The sequence below is a fragment of the Shewanella sp. 553 genome (genome assembly GCF_059338375.1).
Window position 1 is genome coordinate 2,793,214 of the sequence record NZ_CM181701.1, and the last position, 21,441, is coordinate 2,814,654.

At 45.1% G+C, this 21,441-nt stretch carries 16 protein-coding genes; 2 read left to right on the forward strand and 14 right to left on the reverse strand.

Annotated features, from left to right (window positions below):
• Positions 1-34: 34 nt before the first annotated feature.
• Positions 35-778 (forward strand): YtjB family periplasmic protein, encoded by a 744-nt coding sequence (locus AC5YBZ_RS12375; protein WP_494521213.1) that lies wholly within the window; start codon positions 35-37, stop codon positions 776-778.
• A gap of 208 nt (positions 779-986) precedes the next feature.
• Here AC5YBZ_RS12375 and deoD read toward each other — a convergent pair whose 3' ends face one another.
• From deoD to pnp, 10 genes are all read right to left on the reverse strand, one after another.
• On the reverse strand, positions 987-1,697 hold the full coding sequence (gene deoD, locus AC5YBZ_RS12380) for a purine-nucleoside phosphorylase (protein WP_494521212.1): 711 nt from the start codon (positions 1,695-1,697) through the stop codon (positions 987-989).
• A gap of 95 nt (positions 1,698-1,792) precedes the next feature.
• Positions 1,793-3,010 (reverse strand): phosphopentomutase, encoded by a 1,218-nt coding sequence (locus AC5YBZ_RS12385; RefSeq protein WP_494521211.1) that lies wholly within the window; start codon positions 3,008-3,010, stop codon positions 1,793-1,795.
• A gap of 11 nt (positions 3,011-3,021) precedes the next feature.
• The gene (gene deoA / locus AC5YBZ_RS12390; RefSeq protein ID WP_494521210.1) at positions 3,022-4,353 is read right to left on the reverse strand and encodes a thymidine phosphorylase; all 1,332 of its coding nucleotides are present in this window, start codon (positions 4,351-4,353) and stop codon (positions 3,022-3,024) included.
• A 177-nt stretch (positions 4,354-4,530) separates the two neighbouring features.
• Positions 4,531-5,304 (reverse strand): deoxyribose-phosphate aldolase, encoded by a 774-nt coding sequence (gene deoC / locus AC5YBZ_RS12395; protein ID WP_494521209.1) that lies wholly within the window; start codon positions 5,302-5,304, stop codon positions 4,531-4,533.
• A gap of 457 nt (positions 5,305-5,761) precedes the next feature.
• Positions 5,762-6,676: a nucleoside-specific channel-forming Tsx family protein gene (locus AC5YBZ_RS12400; protein ID WP_494521208.1), complete on the reverse strand. Its 915-nt coding sequence runs from the start codon at positions 6,674-6,676 to the stop codon at positions 5,762-5,764.
• Between the two features lie 385 nt (positions 6,677-7,061).
• Positions 7,062-8,321, reverse strand: a complete 1,260-nt coding sequence (locus tag AC5YBZ_RS12405; protein WP_494521207.1) for a NupC/NupG family nucleoside CNT transporter — start codon at positions 8,319-8,321, stop codon at positions 7,062-7,064.
• A gap of 178 nt (positions 8,322-8,499) precedes the next feature.
• Complete coding sequence (locus AC5YBZ_RS12410; protein WP_494521206.1) at positions 8,500-9,321, reverse strand: TatD family hydrolase; 822 nt, start codon at positions 9,319-9,321, stop codon at positions 8,500-8,502.
• A gap of 226 nt (positions 9,322-9,547) precedes the next feature.
• Positions 9,548-11,134: a peptide chain release factor 3 gene (gene prfC, locus AC5YBZ_RS12415; RefSeq protein WP_475514531.1), complete on the reverse strand. Its 1,587-nt coding sequence runs from the start codon at positions 11,132-11,134 to the stop codon at positions 9,548-9,550.
• 426 nt (positions 11,135-11,560) lie between these two features.
• Positions 11,561-12,451, reverse strand: coding sequence for a lipoprotein NlpI (nlpI, locus tag AC5YBZ_RS12420; protein WP_494521205.1), 891 nt, complete (start codon positions 12,449-12,451; stop codon positions 11,561-11,563).
• Between the two features lie 129 nt (positions 12,452-12,580).
• Positions 12,581-14,683, reverse strand: a complete 2,103-nt coding sequence (gene pnp / locus AC5YBZ_RS12425; protein ID WP_494521204.1) for a polyribonucleotide nucleotidyltransferase — start codon at positions 14,681-14,683, stop codon at positions 12,581-12,583.
• Positions 14,684-14,876: 193 nt separating this feature from the next.
• Between pnp and AC5YBZ_RS12430 the strand changes: the two genes are divergently transcribed.
• Positions 14,877-16,910 carry a putative bifunctional diguanylate cyclase/phosphodiesterase gene (locus AC5YBZ_RS12430; RefSeq protein WP_494523779.1) on the forward strand — a complete coding sequence of 678 codons (2,034 nt, stop codon included), beginning with the start codon at positions 14,877-14,879 and terminating at the stop codon, positions 16,908-16,910.
• A gap of 68 nt (positions 16,911-16,978) precedes the next feature.
• Here AC5YBZ_RS12430 and rpsO read toward each other — a convergent pair whose 3' ends face one another.
• The 4 genes from rpsO to infB form a co-directional block, all read right to left on the reverse strand.
• On the reverse strand, positions 16,979-17,248 hold the full coding sequence (gene rpsO / locus AC5YBZ_RS12435; protein WP_119978316.1) for a 30S ribosomal protein S15: 270 nt from the start codon (positions 17,246-17,248) through the stop codon (positions 16,979-16,981).
• Positions 17,249-17,344: 96 nt separating this feature from the next.
• The gene (truB, locus tag AC5YBZ_RS12440) at positions 17,345-18,292 is read right to left on the reverse strand and encodes a tRNA pseudouridine(55) synthase TruB (protein WP_494523780.1); all 948 of its coding nucleotides are present in this window, start codon (positions 18,290-18,292) and stop codon (positions 17,345-17,347) included.
• The gene (gene rbfA / locus AC5YBZ_RS12445; RefSeq protein WP_475514535.1) at positions 18,292-18,714 is read right to left on the reverse strand and encodes a 30S ribosome-binding factor RbfA; all 423 of its coding nucleotides are present in this window, start codon (positions 18,712-18,714) and stop codon (positions 18,292-18,294) included. The genes truB and rbfA overlap by 1 nt, the downstream gene beginning before the upstream one ends.
• A gap of 52 nt (positions 18,715-18,766) precedes the next feature.
• The gene (gene infB / locus AC5YBZ_RS12450; protein WP_494542969.1) at positions 18,767-21,427 is read right to left on the reverse strand and encodes a translation initiation factor IF-2; all 2,661 of its coding nucleotides are present in this window, start codon (positions 21,425-21,427) and stop codon (positions 18,767-18,769) included.
• Positions 21,428-21,441 lie beyond the last annotated feature (14 nt).

Genomic DNA, 21,441 nt, shown 5'->3' on the forward strand with positions numbered 1-21,441 from the left:
GATTAATCAAACCCTTATCATCTTCAGGTACACAGTGTTTTTTATTAAAGGACTCAAAAAAACCCAGCGGCTATCGCGGTTACTGCAAATTGGCATTGCGCTGGCGCTTATGGTGGGCCTATTTCAATTATGGGAAACAAGCCTACTACAAGGTCAGCAGCTTCTAAAGTCCCAAACGCAAAAGATGGCGCGATTACTAGTACAGCAAACTGCTTATGGCGCTGGACCTGCATTACAATTACAAAATGATGAACAACTTCAGTGGTTAACCAGTGCATTAGTATTGGATCCTAAAGTCATGTCTGCTGCAATTTATAGTGAACAAGGCCAGCGGCTCTCATTTGCCCAAAGCGTCACCAAGCAGGATTTAGATCCCGACGCCGAAGAGTTAAAGGCCTTGTTAGCCGACTACCCACCTTACGTTGAAGCTGTGCTACAGGGGGATAAAAATTTAGGCTATGTAGAAGTACGATTAGTGCCTGAACTGTTTTTTAACGAAATTAAAGAGGCGCATCAGCTCAATATGGAGCAGCAACAGATGATGTTAATCATCGCTGGGCTGATTGGCATGTTGTTATCACGGGCGCTTTCGTTTAAGCGAGCTCAATTTGATCGCTTAAAGCGTAAAAGCAAGCTAGATAAGAAACTGGTTGCCGCTCTGACGGTAGAGCAGGCAGAAGCACAGTCAAACACTAAATCGTTAGCTGGACCTGCCACTGATTCAGCCAAAGAGTCTATGCCAGATAAGGATAAAACACCGGCAAGCAAATCCGATTAAAGTCCCCTCAGCTTGATTAAAGTCAGATTAACGATATGACAAGCAATCATGCCTAGATAGAGTCAAACTAAGTCAATCCGTTAATATGCTGATATGAAAACAATATGGGTACAGAAAATAGATATCAGCCCATCAATTACACAGTTGCTTTTATATGGGCCACAAAAAACGGGCCCTAAGGCCCGTTTTAAAATAATGGGTAAGCCAATTACAGAGTAATTGCAGCTTCCAATGTCATTTCAATCATTTCGTTAAAAGTGGTTTGACGCTCATCTGAAGAGGTTTTCTCACCGGTACGGATATGATCTGATACGGTAACCACACATAACGCCTTAGCACCGAACTCTTTAGCAACGCCATATAGACCAGCGGCTTCCATTTCGACACCTAGTACGTCCATTTTTTCCATTACGTCAAACATTTCTGGATCTGGCGTATAGAATAAATCAGCAGAGAACACGTTACCAACGCGGTACTTGGTACCACGAGCATCGGCAGCTTTAACCACAGCGCTCAATAGGCTGTAATCACAAATTGCAGCGAAGTCTTGGTTTTTGAAACGCAGACGGTTAGTTTGCGAGTCAGTACAAGCACCCATACCGATGATCACATCACGCACTTTAACGTCGGTGCTGATCGCGCCACAGGTACCAACACGGATTAGGTTTTTAACACCGTAATCTTTAATTAATTCAGTGGCATAGATTGAGCATGAAGGAATACCCATGCCAGAACCCATCACTGAAATACGCACGCCTTTGTAAGTACCAGTGAACCCTAGCATGTTACGCACGTCAGTTACTTGCTCAACATTCTCAAGGAAAGTTTCAGCAATGTATTTAGCACGTAGTGGATCGCCTGGGAATAACACGGTATCTGCAAATGCACCGTCTACTGCATTAATATGTGGTGTAGCCATCTATTTAACCCCTATTTTTTTAGACTTAAGTCTTTCTAGTACTGGCGGAAAATCAGCTCCGCCAAATCAATAATTCTAGACCATTTACAGGTAGATTAACCTACAAATGATGTGCCATATTCCATCGGTTCAAGCTCAAAGTAACTTGCGATACTCTGGCCAATATCGGCAAAACTGTTACGCAGTCCAAGCGAGCCTGCGGCCAACCCGGCGCCATAAGCTAATACCGGTACGCGCTCACGAGTGTGATCACTGCCAGGCCAAGTCGGATCACAACCATGATCGGCGGTCAGCAGCAATAAATCATCAGCATCTAGCAATGCCAATATTTCAGGTAAACGGCTGTCAAAATACTCCAGTGCACGAGCGTAGCCAGCAATATCGCGGCGATGACCATAATGAGAGTCAAAATCAACAAAGTTGGTAAAGACTAGAGTCCGATCGCCCGCCAGCTTAACTTGCTCAAGTGTCGCATCGAATAGGGCTTCTAACCCAGTCGCTTTCACTTTTTGAGTAATGCCACAGTGAGCATAGATATCGGCAATCTTACCGACACTGACCACTTCGCCGCCTGACTCTTTCAATTTATCCAGTACGGTTTTTGCTGGCGGCTCAACCGCGTAATCACGACGATTACCGGTGCGAGCAAAATCACTAGGGCCTGAGCCAACAAAGGGGCGCGCAATAACACGGCCAATATTATATGGCTCAAGTTCTTCACGGGCGATAATACACAGCTCATACAGTTTTTCGAGACCAAAGGTCTCTTCATGGCAGGCAATTTGAAATACCGAGTCGGCTGAGGTGTAAAAAATGGGCATACCTGAACGCATATGCTCTTCACCCAGCTCTTCTAAAATTGCGGTGCCAGAAGCGTGACAATTACCTAAATAATCGCTCAGACCTGCTCTTGCCAAAATTTTATCAGTCAGCTCTTGCGGAAAAGAGTTGGTTAGATCGCTGAAGTAGCCCCACTCATAAAGCACAGGCACGCCCGCCATTTCCCAATGGCCACTGGGAGTATCTTTACCCGAACTTAATTCATCGGCATGGCCATAAGCCCCAATGATCTCAACGTCATCGCTGAAACCTTGTGGCATGTTGCCCGTGCTCTCTTTAGCCGCTAACGCTAAACCCAGTTTAGCAAGGTTTGGCAACTTTAATGGCCCTTCGCGACCATCGTTGGCTTTACCTTCGGCGCACGCTTTAGCGATATTACCAAAGGTGTCTGAGCCCACATCACCAAACGCTTGTGCATCTGATGCTGCACCGACGCCGAATGAGTCAAGCATCATAATTACTGTTCTTTTCATCGTTTACTCTCCTAGAGATCAGATTGACGAATGTAACGATAGATCTCTGGTGTTTTTTCTGGCGCGCTATCGCCAATATGAATCGCATTTTGTACGGCCTGCGCCGCGGCATCAAATGCATCTTCCGATTGTGCATGGATCATGGCGAGGGGTTTATCGGCCGTGATCTCATCACCTAATGCACACACTTGGGTTAACCCGACACTGTAATCAAGTTTATCCCCTGGTTTACGCCGCCCACCACCTAAGGTCACTACCGCTAAACCCAGTTCGCGAGTGTCCATTGCCGCAGCAAATCCGCTGCGGTTAGCATACACAGGGCGAATAATGGCTGATTGTGGCAGATAGTTAGCGTAATTTTCGATAAAGTCGCTTGGGCCACCAAGACCTGAGATCATCCGGCCAAAAATTTCGGCGGCTTTGCCGTTATCTAGCACGCGATTAAGCATGTCACGCGCTTGGGCTTCACTGGCTGCAAGGCCACCGAGTTGCAACATCTCGGCGCACAGTCCCATAGTGACAGCATATAGACGGGGATTACGATAGGCACCGGTTAAGAAATCAACCGCCTCTTTCACCTCAACAGCATTACCCGCACAAGACGCCAAGACTTGGTTCATGTCGGTTAGTAATGCAGTGGTCTTTGTCCCTGCGCCGTTGGCAACGGCAGTGATAGAGCGCGCTAATTCTTCAGATGCTTCGTAGGTCGGCATGAAAGCGCCGCTGCCCACTTTGACATCCATCGCGAGTGCATCAAGGCTGCAGGCCAATTTTTTCGACAAGATAGAAGCGGTGATAAGCGAGATAGATTCAACCGTGGCGGTATTATCACGAATAGAATAAAAGCGCTTATCGGCAGGGACTAAGTCACCCGTTTGACCAATAATGGCAACGCCAACGTCTTTAACCACCTGACGAAACAGCTGACTGTCGGGTTCAGTTTGGTAACCCGGAATTGCATCAAACTTATCTAGCGTGCCACCGGTGTGACCAAGTCCTCGGCCCGATATCATCGGCACATAACCACCACACGCGGCGGCCATGGGGCCAAGCATGAGGCTTATCACATCACCGACACCGCCGGTACTGTGTTTATCAATAATCGGGCCATTTAGCCCTAAGCTATCCCAATTGAGCACGGTACCAGAGTCACGCATCGCCGTAGTGAGGGCTATACGCTCATCCATATTCATGTCATTAAAATAAACCGCCATGCCTAGAGCCGCGATCTGCCCCTCTGACACACTATTATCAGTGATCCCTTTAACGAAAAACTGGATTTCTGCGGTGGTTAATGCTTCGCCATTACGTTTTTTACGAATAATTTCTTGTGCTAAAAACATGGTGCTGCCTCCAAGTTTGTCGTTACGTTATGTTATAACGACAAGCTCTTTTATAAGACGCCATGCCAGTCTACAGATAAGGTAAAACACTGGCTGAAATGGCGTCTTCAATTAGATTTAGATCACACTTAATTTAAACGCTAACTCACTAAACTGATTAAGCCTTAGCTTAAAGTTTTAGTAACCTTGCGGCCCTTTAGGGGCATCGCCTAACTCTAAAGTATGTAGCAAGTTAGTGAGTAGGCTAGATGCACCAAAGCGGAATGTCTCAGGGCTGACCCAATCATCACCGAGTATGCGGGCAGCAAGGCCTAAGAACTCGGCAGCGGCAGCGGCATCACGCACACCACCGGCAGGCTTAAAGCCCACTTTAGGGTTCTTTTCGCTGATCACTGTCATCATGATTTCTGCCGCTTCTAAGGTGGCATTCACTGCAACTTTACCTGTTGAGGTCTTGATAAAGTCAGCGCCAGCGTCGATAGACAGCTCTGATGCACGGCGAATTAATGCTGGATCTTGCAACACACCCGATTCGATAATGACTTTTAGTAAGACATCGTCACCGCACTCTTCTTTACAGGCTTTAACAAGTTCAAAACCTATGGTTTCGTTGCCTTCCATTAACGCGCGGTAAGGGAATACTACATCCACTTCATCGGCGCCATAAGCCACTGCCGCGCGGGTTTCGAGTACCGCAATAGCAATGTCATCGTTGCCGTGAGGGAAATTAGTCACTGTGGCGATTTTAATCTCTTCACAGCCCATATCATTGAGGGTTTTGCGCGCAATAGGAATGAAGCGAGGATAGATACAGATAGCGGCGGTATTGCCTGCAGGGGTCTGCGCTTTATGACAAAGCTCAATCACTTTTTGATCGGTATCGTCGTCATTTAACGTGGTCAAGTCCATCAATTGAATGGCTTGTTGTGCTGCTTTTTTTAAATCGCTCATAATAGCTCTCCGAGACGTAATTTATTAATTGAAAATAATAAAAAGAGATCGACGTATGACAGCGCCTAAGAGTTGGCAATTGTGATTATTGTTATGGCCGGGTCTTCAGCGTTGGCATAAAACAAGACCATCCCCATTACACAGAGGTGGCATATGTTTTACACATTCAGGAGTTCATTGCCGCACACTATGTTGCGATCCATCCTGAAACAAGGTAACGACTTGAATCCTTGAAGACCGGGAAGGGGAACGAGTTATTATCACTGTAGAGTAGTGTTCCTGCCTTTCCGCGAAAAATCCATTTTAGCGCGTAAAACGACTAACCTTTATCTAAACAAGCTCTATCAATATAGTCCATGCTTAAGTAAAAATTAACCTATCTCGTAAGATGTCGCTCCTTTACAAGATAATAATTTGGAGCCGCGTTGGCGGCCCCAAATACTTACTTATTCTATTCTTAGAACTTGTAAGTTGCGCTGAAGTAGTGACCCCAACCAGTAGTGTCTAATCCGCCCCAGAATTCATTAGCGAATGCTTGGTTATTTAGACCATATACTTTGTTGTAGTACTTAGCACCATAACCCACAGCGTAGCGGTCTGAATGCCAGTATAGGCCTAGGAAAAGATTACCACCATCGGTAGAGTTGTTATATTCGCCAGTATAGTCATTGAAGCCGCTAAGCTCTTCGTCCATAGCAAACTGCCAATCAATATAACCTTGGAAAGATAGGAAGCTCTTGTTTTCGAAGAAGTAGAAAGGCTTGAACCAGTTAGCAGAGAACTGGTAACCGTTCCAATCTTTGCTATTGATGTCGTAAGTGGCGTACAGGTTCATGCCCGTTTTGCCCAACCATGGAACCATCACATCAGCACCAATACCCCAGAAAGACATGTTCACATCACCTTTAGTGTATGCTGCAAACTCATTAAAGTCTTTATCAGAAGCAGTGTATGAACCAGTGATTCCACCGCCGCCCCAGTTAAATAGAGTAGAGAAGTAAATTTCTTGCACAGGACCGAAAGACAGATCTTTGCCTGTGATCGCATCAATAGAGAAACGAGGAGCAAACTTCATGAAGATTTTGCTTGCGTTATCTACTTTGTCACCTGAACTGGTGTTAGCTAGGTTGAATACGTCAACGTAACCGTAAAGATCAACAACGCCAGAACGTCCGCCGAATTCCATCTCAAGGTAATCATGCTGTGCATCTGAACCATCAGCGATTGGATGCTCATCGATTGAGTACATCGCATTGAACTGCATCCACTTGTAATCGCTACCGTGTAGGTCTGAGCGATCAGCAGCAAACGCTGTACCTGACATTGCAGCTACGGCTGTAGCAGCTAAAGCTAAAGTTTTAACGTTTTTCATCATCAACCCCATTATTTTATGGTTTTACTGCTCTTAAAGAGTCAGTGCTTCTTTTTGTTTCGCGCCGCATTTTACCCAAATGGTATTAAATCACAATACAATTAACGTAAAAATGCGAACACAATTTCCTAACATAAAAACAAACTACAATGATTGGTCATGGTTGCTAAATATTGACCCTATTTACAACCTGACTGACCTGAGTTCGCTGGCTTAGCACCCTCATAAATCTGCCGCCTGCAGCAACAGACACATGACTCGCTAGTACAATGTTAATTAATAACGCTGTTTTGCTTGTTGTGAAAAATGGTGTAGTTAACGCTGACTCTGCCCTGCCGGGCAGAGTCATCATTCAGGGGCATCCCCCCAAGGAATTACCTGAGATTTATAACGCCAGGAATAGACCCGCAAGCGTTGCACTCATCAAGTTTGCTAGTGAACCAGCAATCACCGCACGGAAACCTAGCTTAGCAAGGTCGTGACGACGGCTTGGCGCCATAGAACCAAGACCACCAAGTAAGATAGCGATTGAAGATAAGTTAGCGAAGCCACATAGTGCGAACGAGATGATAGCTTTAGTTCTATCCGTCATCACAGCATTAGTTGCTTCGACTAATAAACCGCCATCAGCGACATCTTTTAGGTATGGAGCGAAGTTTAGGTATGCAACGAATTCGTTAACCACAATCTTCTGACCGATGAAAGAACCAGCAACTAAAGCCTCGTTCCAAGGTACACCGATAAGGAATGCAAGTGGCATAAACACATAGCCTAAAATTAGCTCTAGGGTAATCCCCTCTAAGCCAAACAGACCCGTTACACCACCAATGATGCCGTTAAGCATGGCTATCAGCCCCACGAAGGCAAGTAGCATAGCACCGACGTTTAGAGCTAAATGCATACCCGATGAAGCACCTGCAGCAGCAGCATCTAACACGTTAGCTGGCTTATCTGGATCATCTGGAAGCTCATCCATTTCGTTAACCGTTTTATCGGTTTCTGGATGCATAAGCTTAGCCATTAACAGACCACCTGGAGCCGCCATGAAAGAGGCAGCAACAAGATACTGAATAGGCACACCCATTTGCGCATAACCGGCTAATACCGAACCCGCAATAGAGGCTAGACCACCAACCATGATGGCAAACAGCTCAGATTGAGTCATCGTCGCGATAAACGGACGAACCACTAGTGGCGCTTCAGTTTGACCAACGAAAATGTTTGCTGTCGCAGACATAGACTCAGTACGGCTAGTACCCAGTGCTTTTTGTAGCGCGCCACCGATAATACGGATGATCCACTGCATGATGCCTAGGTAGTAAAGTACTGCGATAAGTGAAGAGAAGAATACGATAACAGGTAGCACGTTAACCGCGAAAATAAAACCAACTTTGAAGTTAGCTAAATCGCCGAAAAGGAAGCTAATACCGTCTTGTGCGTAACTAATAACGCTTGATACGCCATTAGATACTGTTTGAAGAATATCTTTACCGACTGGAACATATAACACGAAACCTGCGAAGAACGCCTGAATAGCAAGCGCGCCAAACACAGTGCGGAAGTTAATAGCTTTTTTGTTATTCGATAACAAAAAACCTATTGCAAGTAGGGTGACCACCCCTACCAAGCTCATTAAAATATCCATTAACCATCACCCTATTGTTAATAATTTTTAATTATGTTGTTAACCAACCTTTTTTCAACTCCAGATTATACCCGAGCGATTAGCTAAAATCGTCGTTTTGATCAAATTTTTGAAGTTTTATTTCAATACGTTAGGCGATAAATTTGATGCGAGCCACATCTGTTTTTTAAAAATCAAATTAGAGGTCAAAGAGTTGCATGGTATTTTGAAACACTTGTTCTGAAACTAGAACGCGAGATTTTTTCTGTAATCTTGCAATTTCTTCGATCAGCAAATGCAACATTAAGTTCGATTCGTTGATATTATCGGCAACATCAGGATTTCCCTGCAGTGAGGCAAGTGCAAGATCCGTTTCAATCACTAAAGAAGCTAAGGGAACATTGACAATGGACTCCCGCAATTTTTTGGCTGTTTTATTTAATAACAAATGACCGATCCCAAGCTTCATACCACAATCAAGATACTGCTGCGCCAATTGAGTACTGCCATAAAAGCCATGGATCACTCCCGCTTTTTTTAATGGATAACGTTTAAGTAAATGCAGTACTTCATTATGAGCTTTGACACTGTGGACTATCACAGGTAGGTCAAAACGCTGCGCCAAGCTTAACTGCGCCTCGAAACAAGCTATTTGCATATGCCATGTGTCACGATATCCGCCATCGAGACCACATTCACCAATCGCCACTAAGCGTTTGTCTTGCTTATTTTTTATGAGTAATTGTTCAAGTTGGGCTATTTCTGTAGACCAATGTTGATTGCAATACCAAGGATGAATACCCAAGGCGTAGCTGCAATCATACTGCTGTGCCACGGCATATTGTTTAGCCCAATGAGCCGCAGATACGCCGGGGATCACCGCATGTTGTAAACCTTGTTGCTGCATGTGTAACATCAACACGTCACGTTTTGCATCGAACTGCTCAAAGTCCAAATGGATATGGCTGTCAATAACGAACATAGAGGGCGCTTTGGCATCGAAGATAAGATGATCAACCATCAGCTTAAGCCTCCTGCTCTAATTTACGGTTAAAACAGTGAACACTATAAAGGTGACTAAACTTACATTTCACTTACACCCCCTCTCTTGCTACAAGCATGTTTCAATAACGATTTAACATTCCGCTAGCAAAGCCAGTCTATTTAGGTACAAAAAAAAGCAGACGGATCTGCTTTTTTATCTATGGTGCTAAGCTCAATCATATCGAGCCACACTTCAGTGCCATTTAGTTTTCGCGTGTTTTTGCAAACTCAATGTCTGGATAACGTTCCATCGACAAGTTGAGGTTAACCATAGTGGGTGCGATATAGGTTAAGTTATCACCTCCATCGAGGGCTAAGTTATTGCTACACTTACGCTTAAAATCATCCAGCTTTTTGTGATCGTCACAATAAACCCAGCGCGCCGTTGCTACGCTGATCGCTTCGTAAATGGCTTCCACCTTGTATTCGCTCTTTAAGCGCTGTACAACCACTTCGAACTGTAGCACACCGACAGCGCCGACGATTAAATCGTTAGTGTCTAAGGGTCTAAACACCTGTACAGCCCCCTCTTCAGACAGTTGCACTAAGCCTTTTAACAGTTGTTTCTGCTTTAACGGATCTTTTAAGCGAATACGGCGGAACATTTCCGGGGCAAAGTTAGGGATGCCGGTATAGCGAAACTTATCACCTTGAGTGAAGGTATCACCAATTCGGATAGTACCGTGGTTATGCAAGCCAATAATGTCGCCAGGGTAAGCCGCCTCAGCGCGATTACGATCGCCAGCCATAAAGGTCAAGGCATCACTGACGTTGACATCTTTACCTATACGCACGTGATGCATTTTCATGCCTTGTTCGTAACGTCCAGTACAGATACGCATAAAGGCTACACGGTCACGATGTTTCGGATCCATGTTGGCTTGAATCTTAAACACAAAACCACTGAACTTTGGCTCTTCAGGGTCCATGACTCTGACATCAGTTTCTCGAGGCTGAGGACGCGGAGCCCACTGCACGATACCGTCAAGTATATGGTCAACACCAAAGTTACCCAATGCGGTACCAAAGAAAACCGGAGTCAGCTCACCTTTTAGGAAGGCATCTAAATCAAACTCATTAGAGGCGCCTAACACGAGTTCCATCTCATCACGGATCTCTTGCGCATAGCTGCCAATGGCTTGGTCTAGCTCCGGATTATTTAACCCTTTTATGACGCGCGAGTCTTGGATCGTATGTCCCATACCATTTTGATACAGAATCACCTCATCACGCAGCAGGTGATACACCCCTTTAAACTCTTTACCCGCGCCTATAGGCCAAGTGATAGGAGCACAAGCAATATTAAGCACATCTTCAACTTCGTCCATCAACTCAATCGGATCTCGAATATCACGGTCGAGCTTGTTCATAAAGGTGACAATTGGTGTATCACGTAGACGCGTCACTTCCATTAATTTGATAGTACGTTGCTCGACACCTTTAGCCGAATCGATCACCATCAAACAGGAATCAACGGCGGTCAAGGTACGATAAGTATCTTCCGAGAAGTCTTCGTGACCAGGGGTATCGAGCAGGTTCACCAAGGCATCACGATAAGGAAATTGCATCACAGAGGTGGTGATGGAAATACCACGGTCTTTTTCCATCTCCATCCAGTCTGATTTAGCATGCTGGCCTGATTTTTTGCCTTTTACCGTACCGGCTTTTTGCAAAGCGTTGCCGAACAGCAGTACCTTTTCAGTAATGGTGGTCTTACCGGCATCGGGGTGAGAGATAATAGCGAATGTTCTTCGCTTATTGATTTCGTTAAGGAAAGTCTGGTCAGCCATTAAAAGTTCTTTTTAGGTTGTACACGAAATTGAGCACGCGTTGCTGTAACCCAAAGGGGCGACTGCGTTAACCAATCCGTTAGGTGAATAATCATTGGCGTCTATTTTCACCGATTTAGGCGTTTTAAACAATCAATGCGGTGCAGATAGATGGGGCTTTTTTACTAAACACGAAGCTTAAGATGTGATCTAGAGTGTAACACTAACACGAAACCTCAATCATAAAGACAAAGATTTAACGTCATATTGAGTAAGGTGATAATTAATCAAATATGCTTTACCTTATCCCATGACCAACCAAACATTCGAAAGTAAAGCTTATAGTGAAAGGATCCCGCAAGCCACAGAGAGAAAAAAGCCTTGAATGACGGATTATTCACCCCGCCTAAACAAGGCCATTAATTGCCTGCAACCCCATTAGAGTGCTCACTCTTCATTTAAGCTTTGACCTATCCTAGCTAGCTCAACTCTGGCATATCTATGTTCAACAAAATCATAAATATTGGTGGCCAACGCCAAACGGTAGTAATTAGCGGCATCATTATAACGCTGCTGTTGCTGCGCAACTTTAGCAATATAAAAATAAGCTTCACATAAGCGCTCAGCATATTCATTAGGGTGGGTTAACCCCTGCTTAGCTAAATTAAAAACTTGCTCCCGATCGATGTCGTCTAAATAATAGTCGATGATAATTGTCGACCAGGCGCTATCGGCTAATAATTTACGATGGGTTCGCAAATTATTTTTGGCTCGCTCAATATCGATTTTTGCTTCGGTGATGTATAGCCATAATGCACGATAACCATCTTGGTTATCACCGTTATAAAAACTCTGCATATCGGTCAGCGCTAATTCATTGCGCTCGCCGTAGTAAAGTGCAATACCACGATTCAAATAGGCATAATCATAATCGGGGGAGAGTTCTAATACCGCATCGAAAGCCTCATAGGCACTCTCAAATTCACCCTCTTGAGTATAATAAATACCAAGAAAATTATAGGCATCGGCTAAGTTTGGCTGTAGCTTTAACGCTTGATGAAAATCAATACGGCTTAAAATGCGTAAACCAACACTATCGTAAATCACGCCACGATCATAATGAAAGCGCGCACGTTGCTCTATGGTCAGTTCAGCTGAAGCCAAGATGTCATTAAGGCGGGCAAGGGTCACTTCTAACTTATAATCGGGCATCACTGGCGCAACGATCAGTTGGCCATGCGCTGCACTTTGTCCTAGTTGAGTCGATACACATCCTGTCAGCAGCATGCTAAGAGCAGCCATCACCGCGACTGTCTTTGTGCGCAATTGATAAGTCATCCATTTAACCTTATTTGCTTCGCAATAGCACCAATCATAGCAATCCCTAATAGCAAGGGCTATCTGCATTTTTAAAATCCCAATAAAAAAGGAGACCTAAGGGTCTCCTTTGATTCATTAGCGAATAAATTACTCGCTTGCAGCTTCTGCTTTAGGCTGGGCTTCTTTCATTGAAAGACGCACACGACCTTGGCGATCCACTTCCATTACCTTCACTTTTACGTCTTGACCGACTTCAAGGAAGTCAGACACGTTCGCGACACGCTCTTCAGCGATTTGCGAAATGTGTACTAAGCCGTCTTTACCTGGAAGAATGGTAACAAAGGCACCAAAATCAACGATACGAACCACTTTACCGTTATAGACAGTACCCACTTCAACTTCAGCAGTGATCTCTTGAATACGACGAATCGCTTCTTGAGTCGCTTCACCGTTTGAAGAGGCAATTTTAACCGTACCGTCATCTTCAAGCTCAATAGTCGTGCCAGTCTCTTCAGTTAGTGCACGGATAGTTGCGCCACCTTTACCAATCACATCACGGATCTTCTCAGGGTTGATCTTGATAGTGGTGATACGTGGAGCGTGATCAGAGATATCGTCACGATGTGAACCAATCGCTTGATCCATCACGTTGAGGATATGTACACGAGCACCATAAGCTTGTTGCAATGCAATTTGCATGATTTCTTGTGTGATACCTTCAATCTTGATATCCATCTGCAATGCAGTGATACCGTCGCGAGTACCTGCCACTTTAAAGTCCATGTCACCTAAGTGATCTTCATCGCCTAGAATGTCAGAAAGCACGACGAAGTCATCACCTTCTTTAACAAGGCCCATAGCAATACCAGCAACAGATGTCTTGATTGGAACACCCGCATCCATTAAGGCTAAAGAGGTACCACAAACAGAAGCCATTGAACTCGAACCGTTAGATTCAGTAATTTCTGATACGACACGAACACTGTATGGGAACTCTTCAGCAGATGGCATAACCGCATTAATGCCGCGCCATGCTAGCTTACCGTGGCCGATTTCACGACGCTTTGGTGAACCAACCATACCTGTTTCACCAACAGAATATGGAGGGAAGTTATAATGCAGCATAAAGCGGTTAGTATACTCGCCCATAATGCTATCGACTTTCTGTGCATCGCGCTCGGTACCTAAAGTACAGGTTACTAATGCCTGAGTCTCACCACGGGTAAACAGTGCACTACCGTGAGTACGAGGCAATACGCCAGCCATAACGCTTAGCGCACGAACCATATCTGGTTCACGTCCATCTATACGCGGGTTGCCAGCGATAATACGGTTACGTACGACGCTCTTTTCTAAGCTGCCCAGTAACTTGTCTAGCTCACGTAAATCAACGTTGGCATCTTCTTCAACTAATTTAGCGACAGTCGCTTGTTTTAATGCATTCACCGCATCACGGCGCTCATGCTTAGCAGTGATTTGGTATGCTGCCGTCATTTCTGCTTCAGCTAATGCCTTAATCTTGGCAACTAAGTCTTCATCCGCTTTTGGCGCAGTCCAATCCCAAGCGGGCTTACCGGCTTCGGCTTTTAGATCGCTAATGGCATCGATAACTAATTGCTGTTGTTGATGACCATAAACCACACCACCAAGCATAACCTCTTCTGGTAGTGCATCGGCTTCTGATTCAACCATCAGGACGGCACCTTGAGTACCAGCAACAATCAAATCTAATTGGCTATCGACAAGTTGACTAACGTCAGGGTTCAATACGTACTCGCCATTGATATAACCAACACGAGCAGCACCCAAAGGTCCATTAAACGGCAAGCCTGAGATAGCAAGCGCCGCAGAGGTACCAATCATAGAAATAACGTCAGGATTGATTTCAGGATCGACAGAAAGTACTGTGATAATTACCTGAACTTCATTCTTGAAGCCATTTGGAAATAGTGGACGGATTGGACGGTCAATAAGACGTGCAATCAGTGTTTCGTTTTCAGAAGGGCGACCTTCACGCTTGAAAAATCCACCTGGGATCTTACCTGCTGCGTATGTCTTTTCCTGATAATTAACGGTTAGCGGGAAAAAGTCACGACCTGGCTCTTCAGCTTTCTTTCCGACAACAGTGACTAGTACTGTTGTATCTCCCATACTTGCTAAAACAGCAGCGTCAGCTTGACGTGCAATAACCCCAGTCTCTAATGTGACTGTATGTTGACCATATTCAAAACTTTTTACGATTGGATTCACGTGAACCATTCCTTAATTTAATAACCTTATTTTCCCGTGTAAGTATACTTCAAGTCTATTCAATAGATAAAGAGCCCATGTGGATGACAAAGCCGAATCTTTTCTCTAAAGTGGCAAGTTACCTGAGTTTCTGCAATATCTAACGGCTTTATTTGTAATATACTGTAATGAGTCGCCAAAATAGGAATGGCAAATGAGCGCGAGTTTCAAGTCATTAACATGGAAACAGACAACCTTAGTGGTTTTTTCGGCGTTATTTTTTGCCATAGCCATCTTCATCGTCGAAATCGCATTAGTCAGTATTTCAGCCAGACAGCAGTTACTTGAAGCACAATATGAATTGCTCAATTCTGTTGAGCAACCTGCAGCTAATGCCGTATGGGCATTAGACGATCACTTAGCTAAGCAGACCTTAACCGGAGTCTTAAAAGTCGAGCATGTTGCGCAGGCCACGATTGAGCTCGATGACGGCATACAATTTGTGTCTATGACCAACTCTTCCAGTGATAGCGCAGTCATAGGTCTACTGAGCGATAGATTGTTTAGTGACTTAAAACAAACCTCACGATTATTGTACCGTCCTACAGCTTCTGGCGTAGCCATCTCTCCCGAAGTCATTGGCACCTTGGTTGTGCATTACAACACCGAGCAGTTGAGCGATTCACTACTATCTCAGCTAAGATTTAGTTTTTTTGCCACCTTACTCAGAGCCTTGCTCGTGACCTTAGTGCTCTCGGTGCTATTTCACCGTTTTTTAACTAAGCCAATAGCCCAAATAAGCGAAGCCATTGATAAAATTGATCCTGAATCCCCAGATGAAAATCTCCTGCCGATGTCGCCAGAACATAAAGATGATGAACTAGGCTTAGTGACCTCTAAATTTAATCAAATCCTCATTCAGTTTGGTCAAACACAAAATAAACTCCGTAAGATGGCGACTCGCGATCCCCTTACCGGACTCTCTAATCGTACCTTACTACTTGAGACCATCGCAATATCGATACAACGCGCCCGGGTGCATCAACAAGCGTTTAGTTTATTGTTTATCGATCTGGATCGTTTTAAAAATATTAACGATTCACTGGGGCACGCTATGGGCGACCAATTTCTTGCCAGAATCGCAAGAGTCTTAGAGCGTGTGATGGGCGATACTGGAACAGTGGCACGTCTTGGTGGCGACGAATTTGTCATTTTAGCCAACGAAGCACACACACCAGATCAAGCCGCTGACTTAGTCGACACGCTATTAATCGAACTGAATATTCCACTGCAACTTAACGAGCATACGATTCATCCAGCCGCCTCAATAGGTATCGCACTCTACCCAGATGACGGCTTGACCGCTGAAGACCTGATTCGCCATGCAGATATCGCCATGTACAGCGCCAAGGCCTCAGGCACCAATCAATGGGCGTTCTTTAAGCAGCAGATGACCGATCGCGCAGCGGTGCGGTTAAGAACCGAAGCATCTCTACACGATGCCTTAAAAAACAATGAGTTTTTGCTACACTTTCAGCCTAAATTTAATATAAAAACCGGCGAAGTTGTTGCCTGTGAAGCGCTAATTCGTTGGAAGAAAGAGGGACGATTAATTAGTCCTATGGCCTTTATTCCCATCGCCGAAGAAACGGGCATCATCATCCCTCTTGGACGCTGGGTGATCGAAGAGGCCTGTAAAACTATCAAGCATTGGCAACGCCGCTACAACGTAGCAATCCCTGTTGCCGTCAATGTGGCCTCACAGCAATTTGCCGATCCCAGTCTAGTACCGGATATTAAACAACTCTCCTTAAGGTACCAAATAGATCCAAACTTGCTCGAGCTTGAGATAACAGAAACCTCATTGATGAATGATATCGAATTGGCCATCAATAAACTTCAGCAACTCAAATCGGCAGGTTTTAGTATTGCTGTGGATGACTTTGGTATTGGTTATTCATCTTTGTCGTACCTTAAACATCTGCCTATTACCACCATGAAAATTGATCGTTGTTTTGTTAACGATTTGCCCCATGAAAGCCCAATCGCCTCGACAATCTTAATGTTAGGCCAGCAGCTTAATTTACACATTGTAGCGGAGGGGATTGAAAATGAAGCCCAATTAGATTGGTTAAAGCAGATGAATTGTGAAATCGGTCAGGGGTTTTACTACAGCCAACCACTGCCGCTAGATGAGTTTGAAGCTAAATATATTGCGCCAAATACCGCGACAATCAGCCAAATCTAAACACTATAAATAAAAGAAAAAAAAGGAGGCTAAGCCTCCTTTAATTACTAACGAACACTAATGTAATATTAGCGACGTAGACCTAGCTTTTTGATCAGCTCTTGGTAGCGAACGTTTTCAGTACGCTTAAGGTAAGCTAGAAGCTTACGACGTGAGCTAACCATACGAAGCAAACCACGACGTGAGTGATGATCATGGATGTGCTCTTTGAAGTGACCTTGCAGATGGTTGATCTGTGCAGTCAAAAGAGCTACTTGAACTTCAGTTGAACCAGTGTCATTCTCACAACGACCGAAATCAGCCAAAATTTGTGCTTTTACTTCTGTACTTAGTGACATTTTTATCTCCAAAAATTATATAAATACTTTAGCCGATCACTAACTCAGCCAAAGAGAGCGCGATATAGTAACGATTTAACCCATCACTTGCAAGCACTAAGCCTGTTCATCACGCAAAACGATCAAGCGTTTGGGTGCTAGTAAGCCATCATCATTCATTTCGCCAATACCGACAAACCTTCGTTCATCCCCAATGGTAATTCGCACTAATTGGTCAATGGGTAAATTGGCTACTTGAACCGGATTACCATTCATGAGGTAATGCGCTAACTCGTCAGACACATTGATCTCTTTAAAGCCACTAACCGCAGTATCCATTGGTAGTAATAACGGATCGAGTAGTTCTTTTGGTGGGCGCTGCTCACTTTCAGCTTGGGCTAATAATGCCTCTAGCTGTTCAAGCGTGACCATTTTGTCATAAGGGTAACCTGCCACACCAGTGCGGCGCAGCATGATGACATGAGCACCGCAACCGAGCATTTCACCTAAATCATCGGTAATGGTACGAATGTAGGTACCTTTAGAACAATGGATCTCTAGGGTTAGCTCATCACCATCTAGCTTAATAAAATTAAGCTCATATACAGTAATGGGCCGTGCCTCCCTTGGTACTTCAATCCCTTCACGCGCATACTTGTACAGTGGTTGGCCTTGATACTTCAATGCCGAAAACATTGAAGGCACTTGCATGGTCTCACCGCGAAAAGACTGTAACGCCTCTTCAAGTTGTGCCTGAGTAAAGTTAAGTGGACGCGTTTGCACCACTTCACCATCAGAGTCACTGGTATCGGTGCGTACGCCCAGTTTCGCCGTGACTAAATAACGCTTATCGGCATCAAGTAAATGCTGCGAAAACTTGGTCGCTTCACCAAGACAGATGGGTAACATTCCGGTAGCTAATGGATCTAAAGCTCCGGTATGTCCCGCTTTAGCGGCATTGTATATACGCTTAACACGCTGCAATGCAAAGTTGGAGCTCATCCCAGTGTCTTTATCGAGTAGCACTATGCCGTCGATAAACCGACCTTTAGGTTTACGCGCCATTACTTATCACCTTGCTCATGTTCATCAGTGTCAGCTACATCAGAGCCATGCTCTTTCGCTTTAGCCTGATCAGAGCTGATCACTTGGCTCACCAAGTTAGACATACGCATACCTTCAACTAGCGATGCATCGTAGATGAATCGAATTTCAGGCATTACACGCAGCTTCATACGGCCGGCGACCAATGAACGAACATACCCAGCTGCGGTTTCTAATGCAGCCAGCTTCTCCTCGACCACAGCCTTGTCCTCTTCAAAGAAGGTAACATAGACTTTGGCGTAGCTGAGGTCGCGAGACACATCAACGTCATTGACGGTAACCATACCAATACGCGGATCTTTAATATCACGCTGTAACACTTGAGCAAGCTCTTGCTGGAGCTGCTGAGCAATACGACGAGTACGACTAAATTCTTTTGCCATAATTATTGCCATCTCTTAACTAAAAAAGGCGGCTTGCGCCGCCCCTTTTCGATTATAAGGTTCGAGCGATTTCGATCGTTTCGAAGACCTCTATCTGATCGCCAACTCTGACGTCATTATAGTTCTTCACACCGATACCACACTCCATGCCATTACGCACTTCGCTAACATCGTCTTTAAAGCGACGCAGTGACTCAAGTTCACCTTCGTAAATAACCACGTTATCACGCAGTACACGAATTGGCGCGCTACGCTTAATGGTACCTTCGGTCACCATACAGCCAGCAATAGCACCAATCTTAGGCGACTTAAACACATCGCGAACTTCAGCAAGACCAATGATCTCTTGCTTAAATTCTGGCGCTAACATGCCGCCCATTGCAGCGCGAACTTCATCAATAAGATGATAAATAACGCTGTAATAACGTAGGTCAACACTTTCGCTGTCGATAGTCTTACGCGCTTGTGCATCGGCACGAACGTTAAAGCCAACCATAATCGCGTTAGATGCTGCAGCAAGTGATGCGTCAGTCTCGGTCAATCCACCCACACCGCTAGCAATGATGTTAACTTTAACTTCATCAGTAGACAGCTTGTTAAGTGAATCAGAAATCGCTTCAAGTGAACCTTGTACATCGGCCTTAAGCACGATGTTAAGCTCCTGAACTTCACCTTCTGTCATGTTAGCAAACATGTTTTCAAGCTTAGACTTCTGCTGACGAGCAAGTTTCACATCGCGGAACTTACCTTGACGGTACAGTGCAACTTCACGCGCCTTTCGTTCATCACGTACAACGGTTGCTTCGTCACCAGCTGATGGTACACCTGACAAACCTAAGATCTCGACAGGAATCGATGGACCCGCTTCAGTGATAGCATTACCGTTCTCATCTTTCATCGCACGGACTTTACCGTACTCAAGACCACACAGAACAACATCACCTTGTCTTAGGGTACCTTCTTGAACCAGTACAGTAGCCACAGGGCCACGGCCTTTATCAAGCTTAGATTCCACAACAACACCAGCTGCCATACCTTCACGAACCGCTTTAAGCTCTAATACTTCGGCTTCCAGCAAGATACCTTCAAGTAATTCGTCGATACCTTCACCAGTCTTAGCAGACACGTGACAGAACATGTTGTTTCCGCCCCAATCTTCAGACATTACGCCGTGCTGAGATAACTCAGACTTAACGCGATCCGGATCGGCCTCTGGCTTATCAATTTTGTTCACTGCAACGATAAGCGGAACACCACCGGCTTTAGCGTGTTGAATCGCTTCAATCGTTTGTGGCATCACACCATCATCTGCTGCAACCACCAAAATAACAATATCGGTTGCCTTAGCACCACGAGCACGCATAGCGGTAAACGCCGCGTGACCAGGAGTATCTAAGAAAGTGATCATGCCATTTTCGGTTTCAACGTGGTAAGCACCGATATGCTGGGTAATACCACCCGCTTCACCTGAGGCCACTTTCGCACGACGAATATAGTCGAGTAGCGATGTTTTACCGTGGTCAACGTGGCCCATAATGGTCACAACAGGCGCACGTGGCTCCAGCTTAACGTTTCCATCACGGTCTGCAAGTACTTGATGCTCTAGCTCGTTTTCACGAGTTAGCACAACCTTGTGACCCATCTCTTCGGCAACCATCTGCGCTGTTTCTTGATCGAGCACTTGGTTAATCGTAACCATAGAACCCATCTTCATCATCTGCTTGATGATTTCGGTGGCTTTAACGGCCATCTTCTGAGCTAGCTCAGCAACCGTTACGGTTTCACCAATGCTGACATCGCGGCTAACAGCAGCGACAGGCTTGTTAAAGCCATGATCCATTGACTCAGGCGCATTACGCTGATTACGGCCATTACGGTCACGTCCGCCACGAGTATCTTTACCGCCACGTTTTTTATTGGTTGCAGCTTTGCCGCCAGCAGGTTTACGTGCACGACGTCCGCGTTTTTCAGCGTTCATGTCGGCGGTATCTTCTGCAGCACGAGCTTCGGTAGACGTAGTGACATGGTGGTCACCGGTCTTTTCAGACTCTTTACGCAGACGTTCTTCTTCCGCCCAACGCTTCTCGTTTTCTTCTGCTAATCGACGTGCTTCTTCAGCAGCCGCTTTGGCTTCTTCATCGAGTTTTTGTTTTGCTGCTGCTTCTTTTGCTGCTAACAAACGCGCCTCTTCAAGTTTGGCTGCTTTCTCTTCAGCTGTTTCTGGCACTGCTGGCTTAGCTTCAGCGGCTTTTTTAGCTTTGGCTTCAGCTTCGGCTTTTGCCTTAGCTTTTGCGGCTGCATCGGCTTCAGCCTTAGCTTTAGCTTCTGCAGCGGCTTTTGCCTTAGCTTCTGCTTCTGCCGCAGCTTGGGCTTCAGCTTCTGCCTTGGCTTTAGCTTCTGCTTCAGCTTCTACAGCTGGGTCACGCTTAACAAAGGTACGTTTTTTACGCACTTCAACTTTAACGTCTTTAGATTGACCACCACTGCCTGCAACACTGAGTGTTGACACAGATTTACGCTGTAATGTCATCTTCGTTGGCGTTGCATCGCCACCATGCTGTTTCTTCAAGAAATCAAGCAGTTGCTGCTTTTCTTGTTCTGAAACAGTATCGCTTTTACTTTTCTTAATACCAGCCTCGGAAAATTGCTCAACTAATCGTTCAGCACTTTTGCCAACTTCTACCGCCAGTTTTTCTACTGTAGTTTCTGCCATCTGTAAAATCCCCT

Excerpts from the sequence above, each read along its gene's own strand:
- deoD (WP_494521212.1), bottom strand. The coding sequence starts at position 1,697 with ATGGCTACACCACATATTAATGCAGTAGACGGTGCATTTGCAGATACC.
- AC5YBZ_RS12385 (WP_494521211.1), bottom strand. The coding sequence starts at position 3,010 with ATGAAAAGAACAGTAATTATGATGCTTGACTCATTCGGCGTCGGTGCA.
- deoA (WP_494521210.1), bottom strand. The coding sequence starts at position 4,353 with ATGTTTTTAGCACAAGAAATTATTCGTAAAAAACGTAATGGCGAAGCA.
- deoC (WP_494521209.1), bottom strand. The coding sequence starts at position 5,304 with ATGAGCGATTTAAAAAAAGCAGCACAACAAGCCATTCAATTGATGGAC.
- AC5YBZ_RS12400 (WP_494521208.1), bottom strand. The coding sequence starts at position 6,676 with ATGAAAAACGTTAAAACTTTAGCTTTAGCTGCTACAGCCGTAGCTGCA.
- AC5YBZ_RS12405 (WP_494521207.1), bottom strand. The coding sequence starts at position 8,321 with ATGGATATTTTAATGAGCTTGGTAGGGGTGGTCACCCTACTTGCAATA.
- AC5YBZ_RS12410 (WP_494521206.1), bottom strand. The coding sequence starts at position 9,321 with ATGGTTGATCATCTTATCTTCGATGCCAAAGCGCCCTCTATGTTCGTT.
- prfC (WP_475514531.1), bottom strand. The coding sequence starts at position 11,134 with ATGGCTGACCAGACTTTCCTTAACGAAATCAATAAGCGAAGAACATTC.
- nlpI (WP_494521205.1), bottom strand. The coding sequence starts at position 12,451 with ATGACTTATCAATTGCGCACAAAGACAGTCGCGGTGATGGCTGCTCTT.
- AC5YBZ_RS12430 (WP_494523779.1), top strand. The coding sequence starts at position 14,877 with ATGAGCGCGAGTTTCAAGTCATTAACATGGAAACAGACAACCTTAGTG.
- rpsO (WP_119978316.1), bottom strand. The coding sequence starts at position 17,248 with ATGTCACTAAGTACAGAAGTAAAAGCACAAATTTTGGCTGATTTCGGT.
- truB (WP_494523780.1), bottom strand. The coding sequence starts at position 18,292 with ATGGCGCGTAAACCTAAAGGTCGGTTTATCGACGGCATAGTGCTACTC.
- rbfA (WP_475514535.1), bottom strand. The coding sequence starts at position 18,714 with ATGGCAAAAGAATTTAGTCGTACTCGTCGTATTGCTCAGCAGCTCCAG.
- infB (WP_494542969.1), bottom strand. The coding sequence starts at position 21,427 with ATGGCAGAAACTACAGTAGAAAAACTGGCGGTAGAAGTTGGCAAAAGT.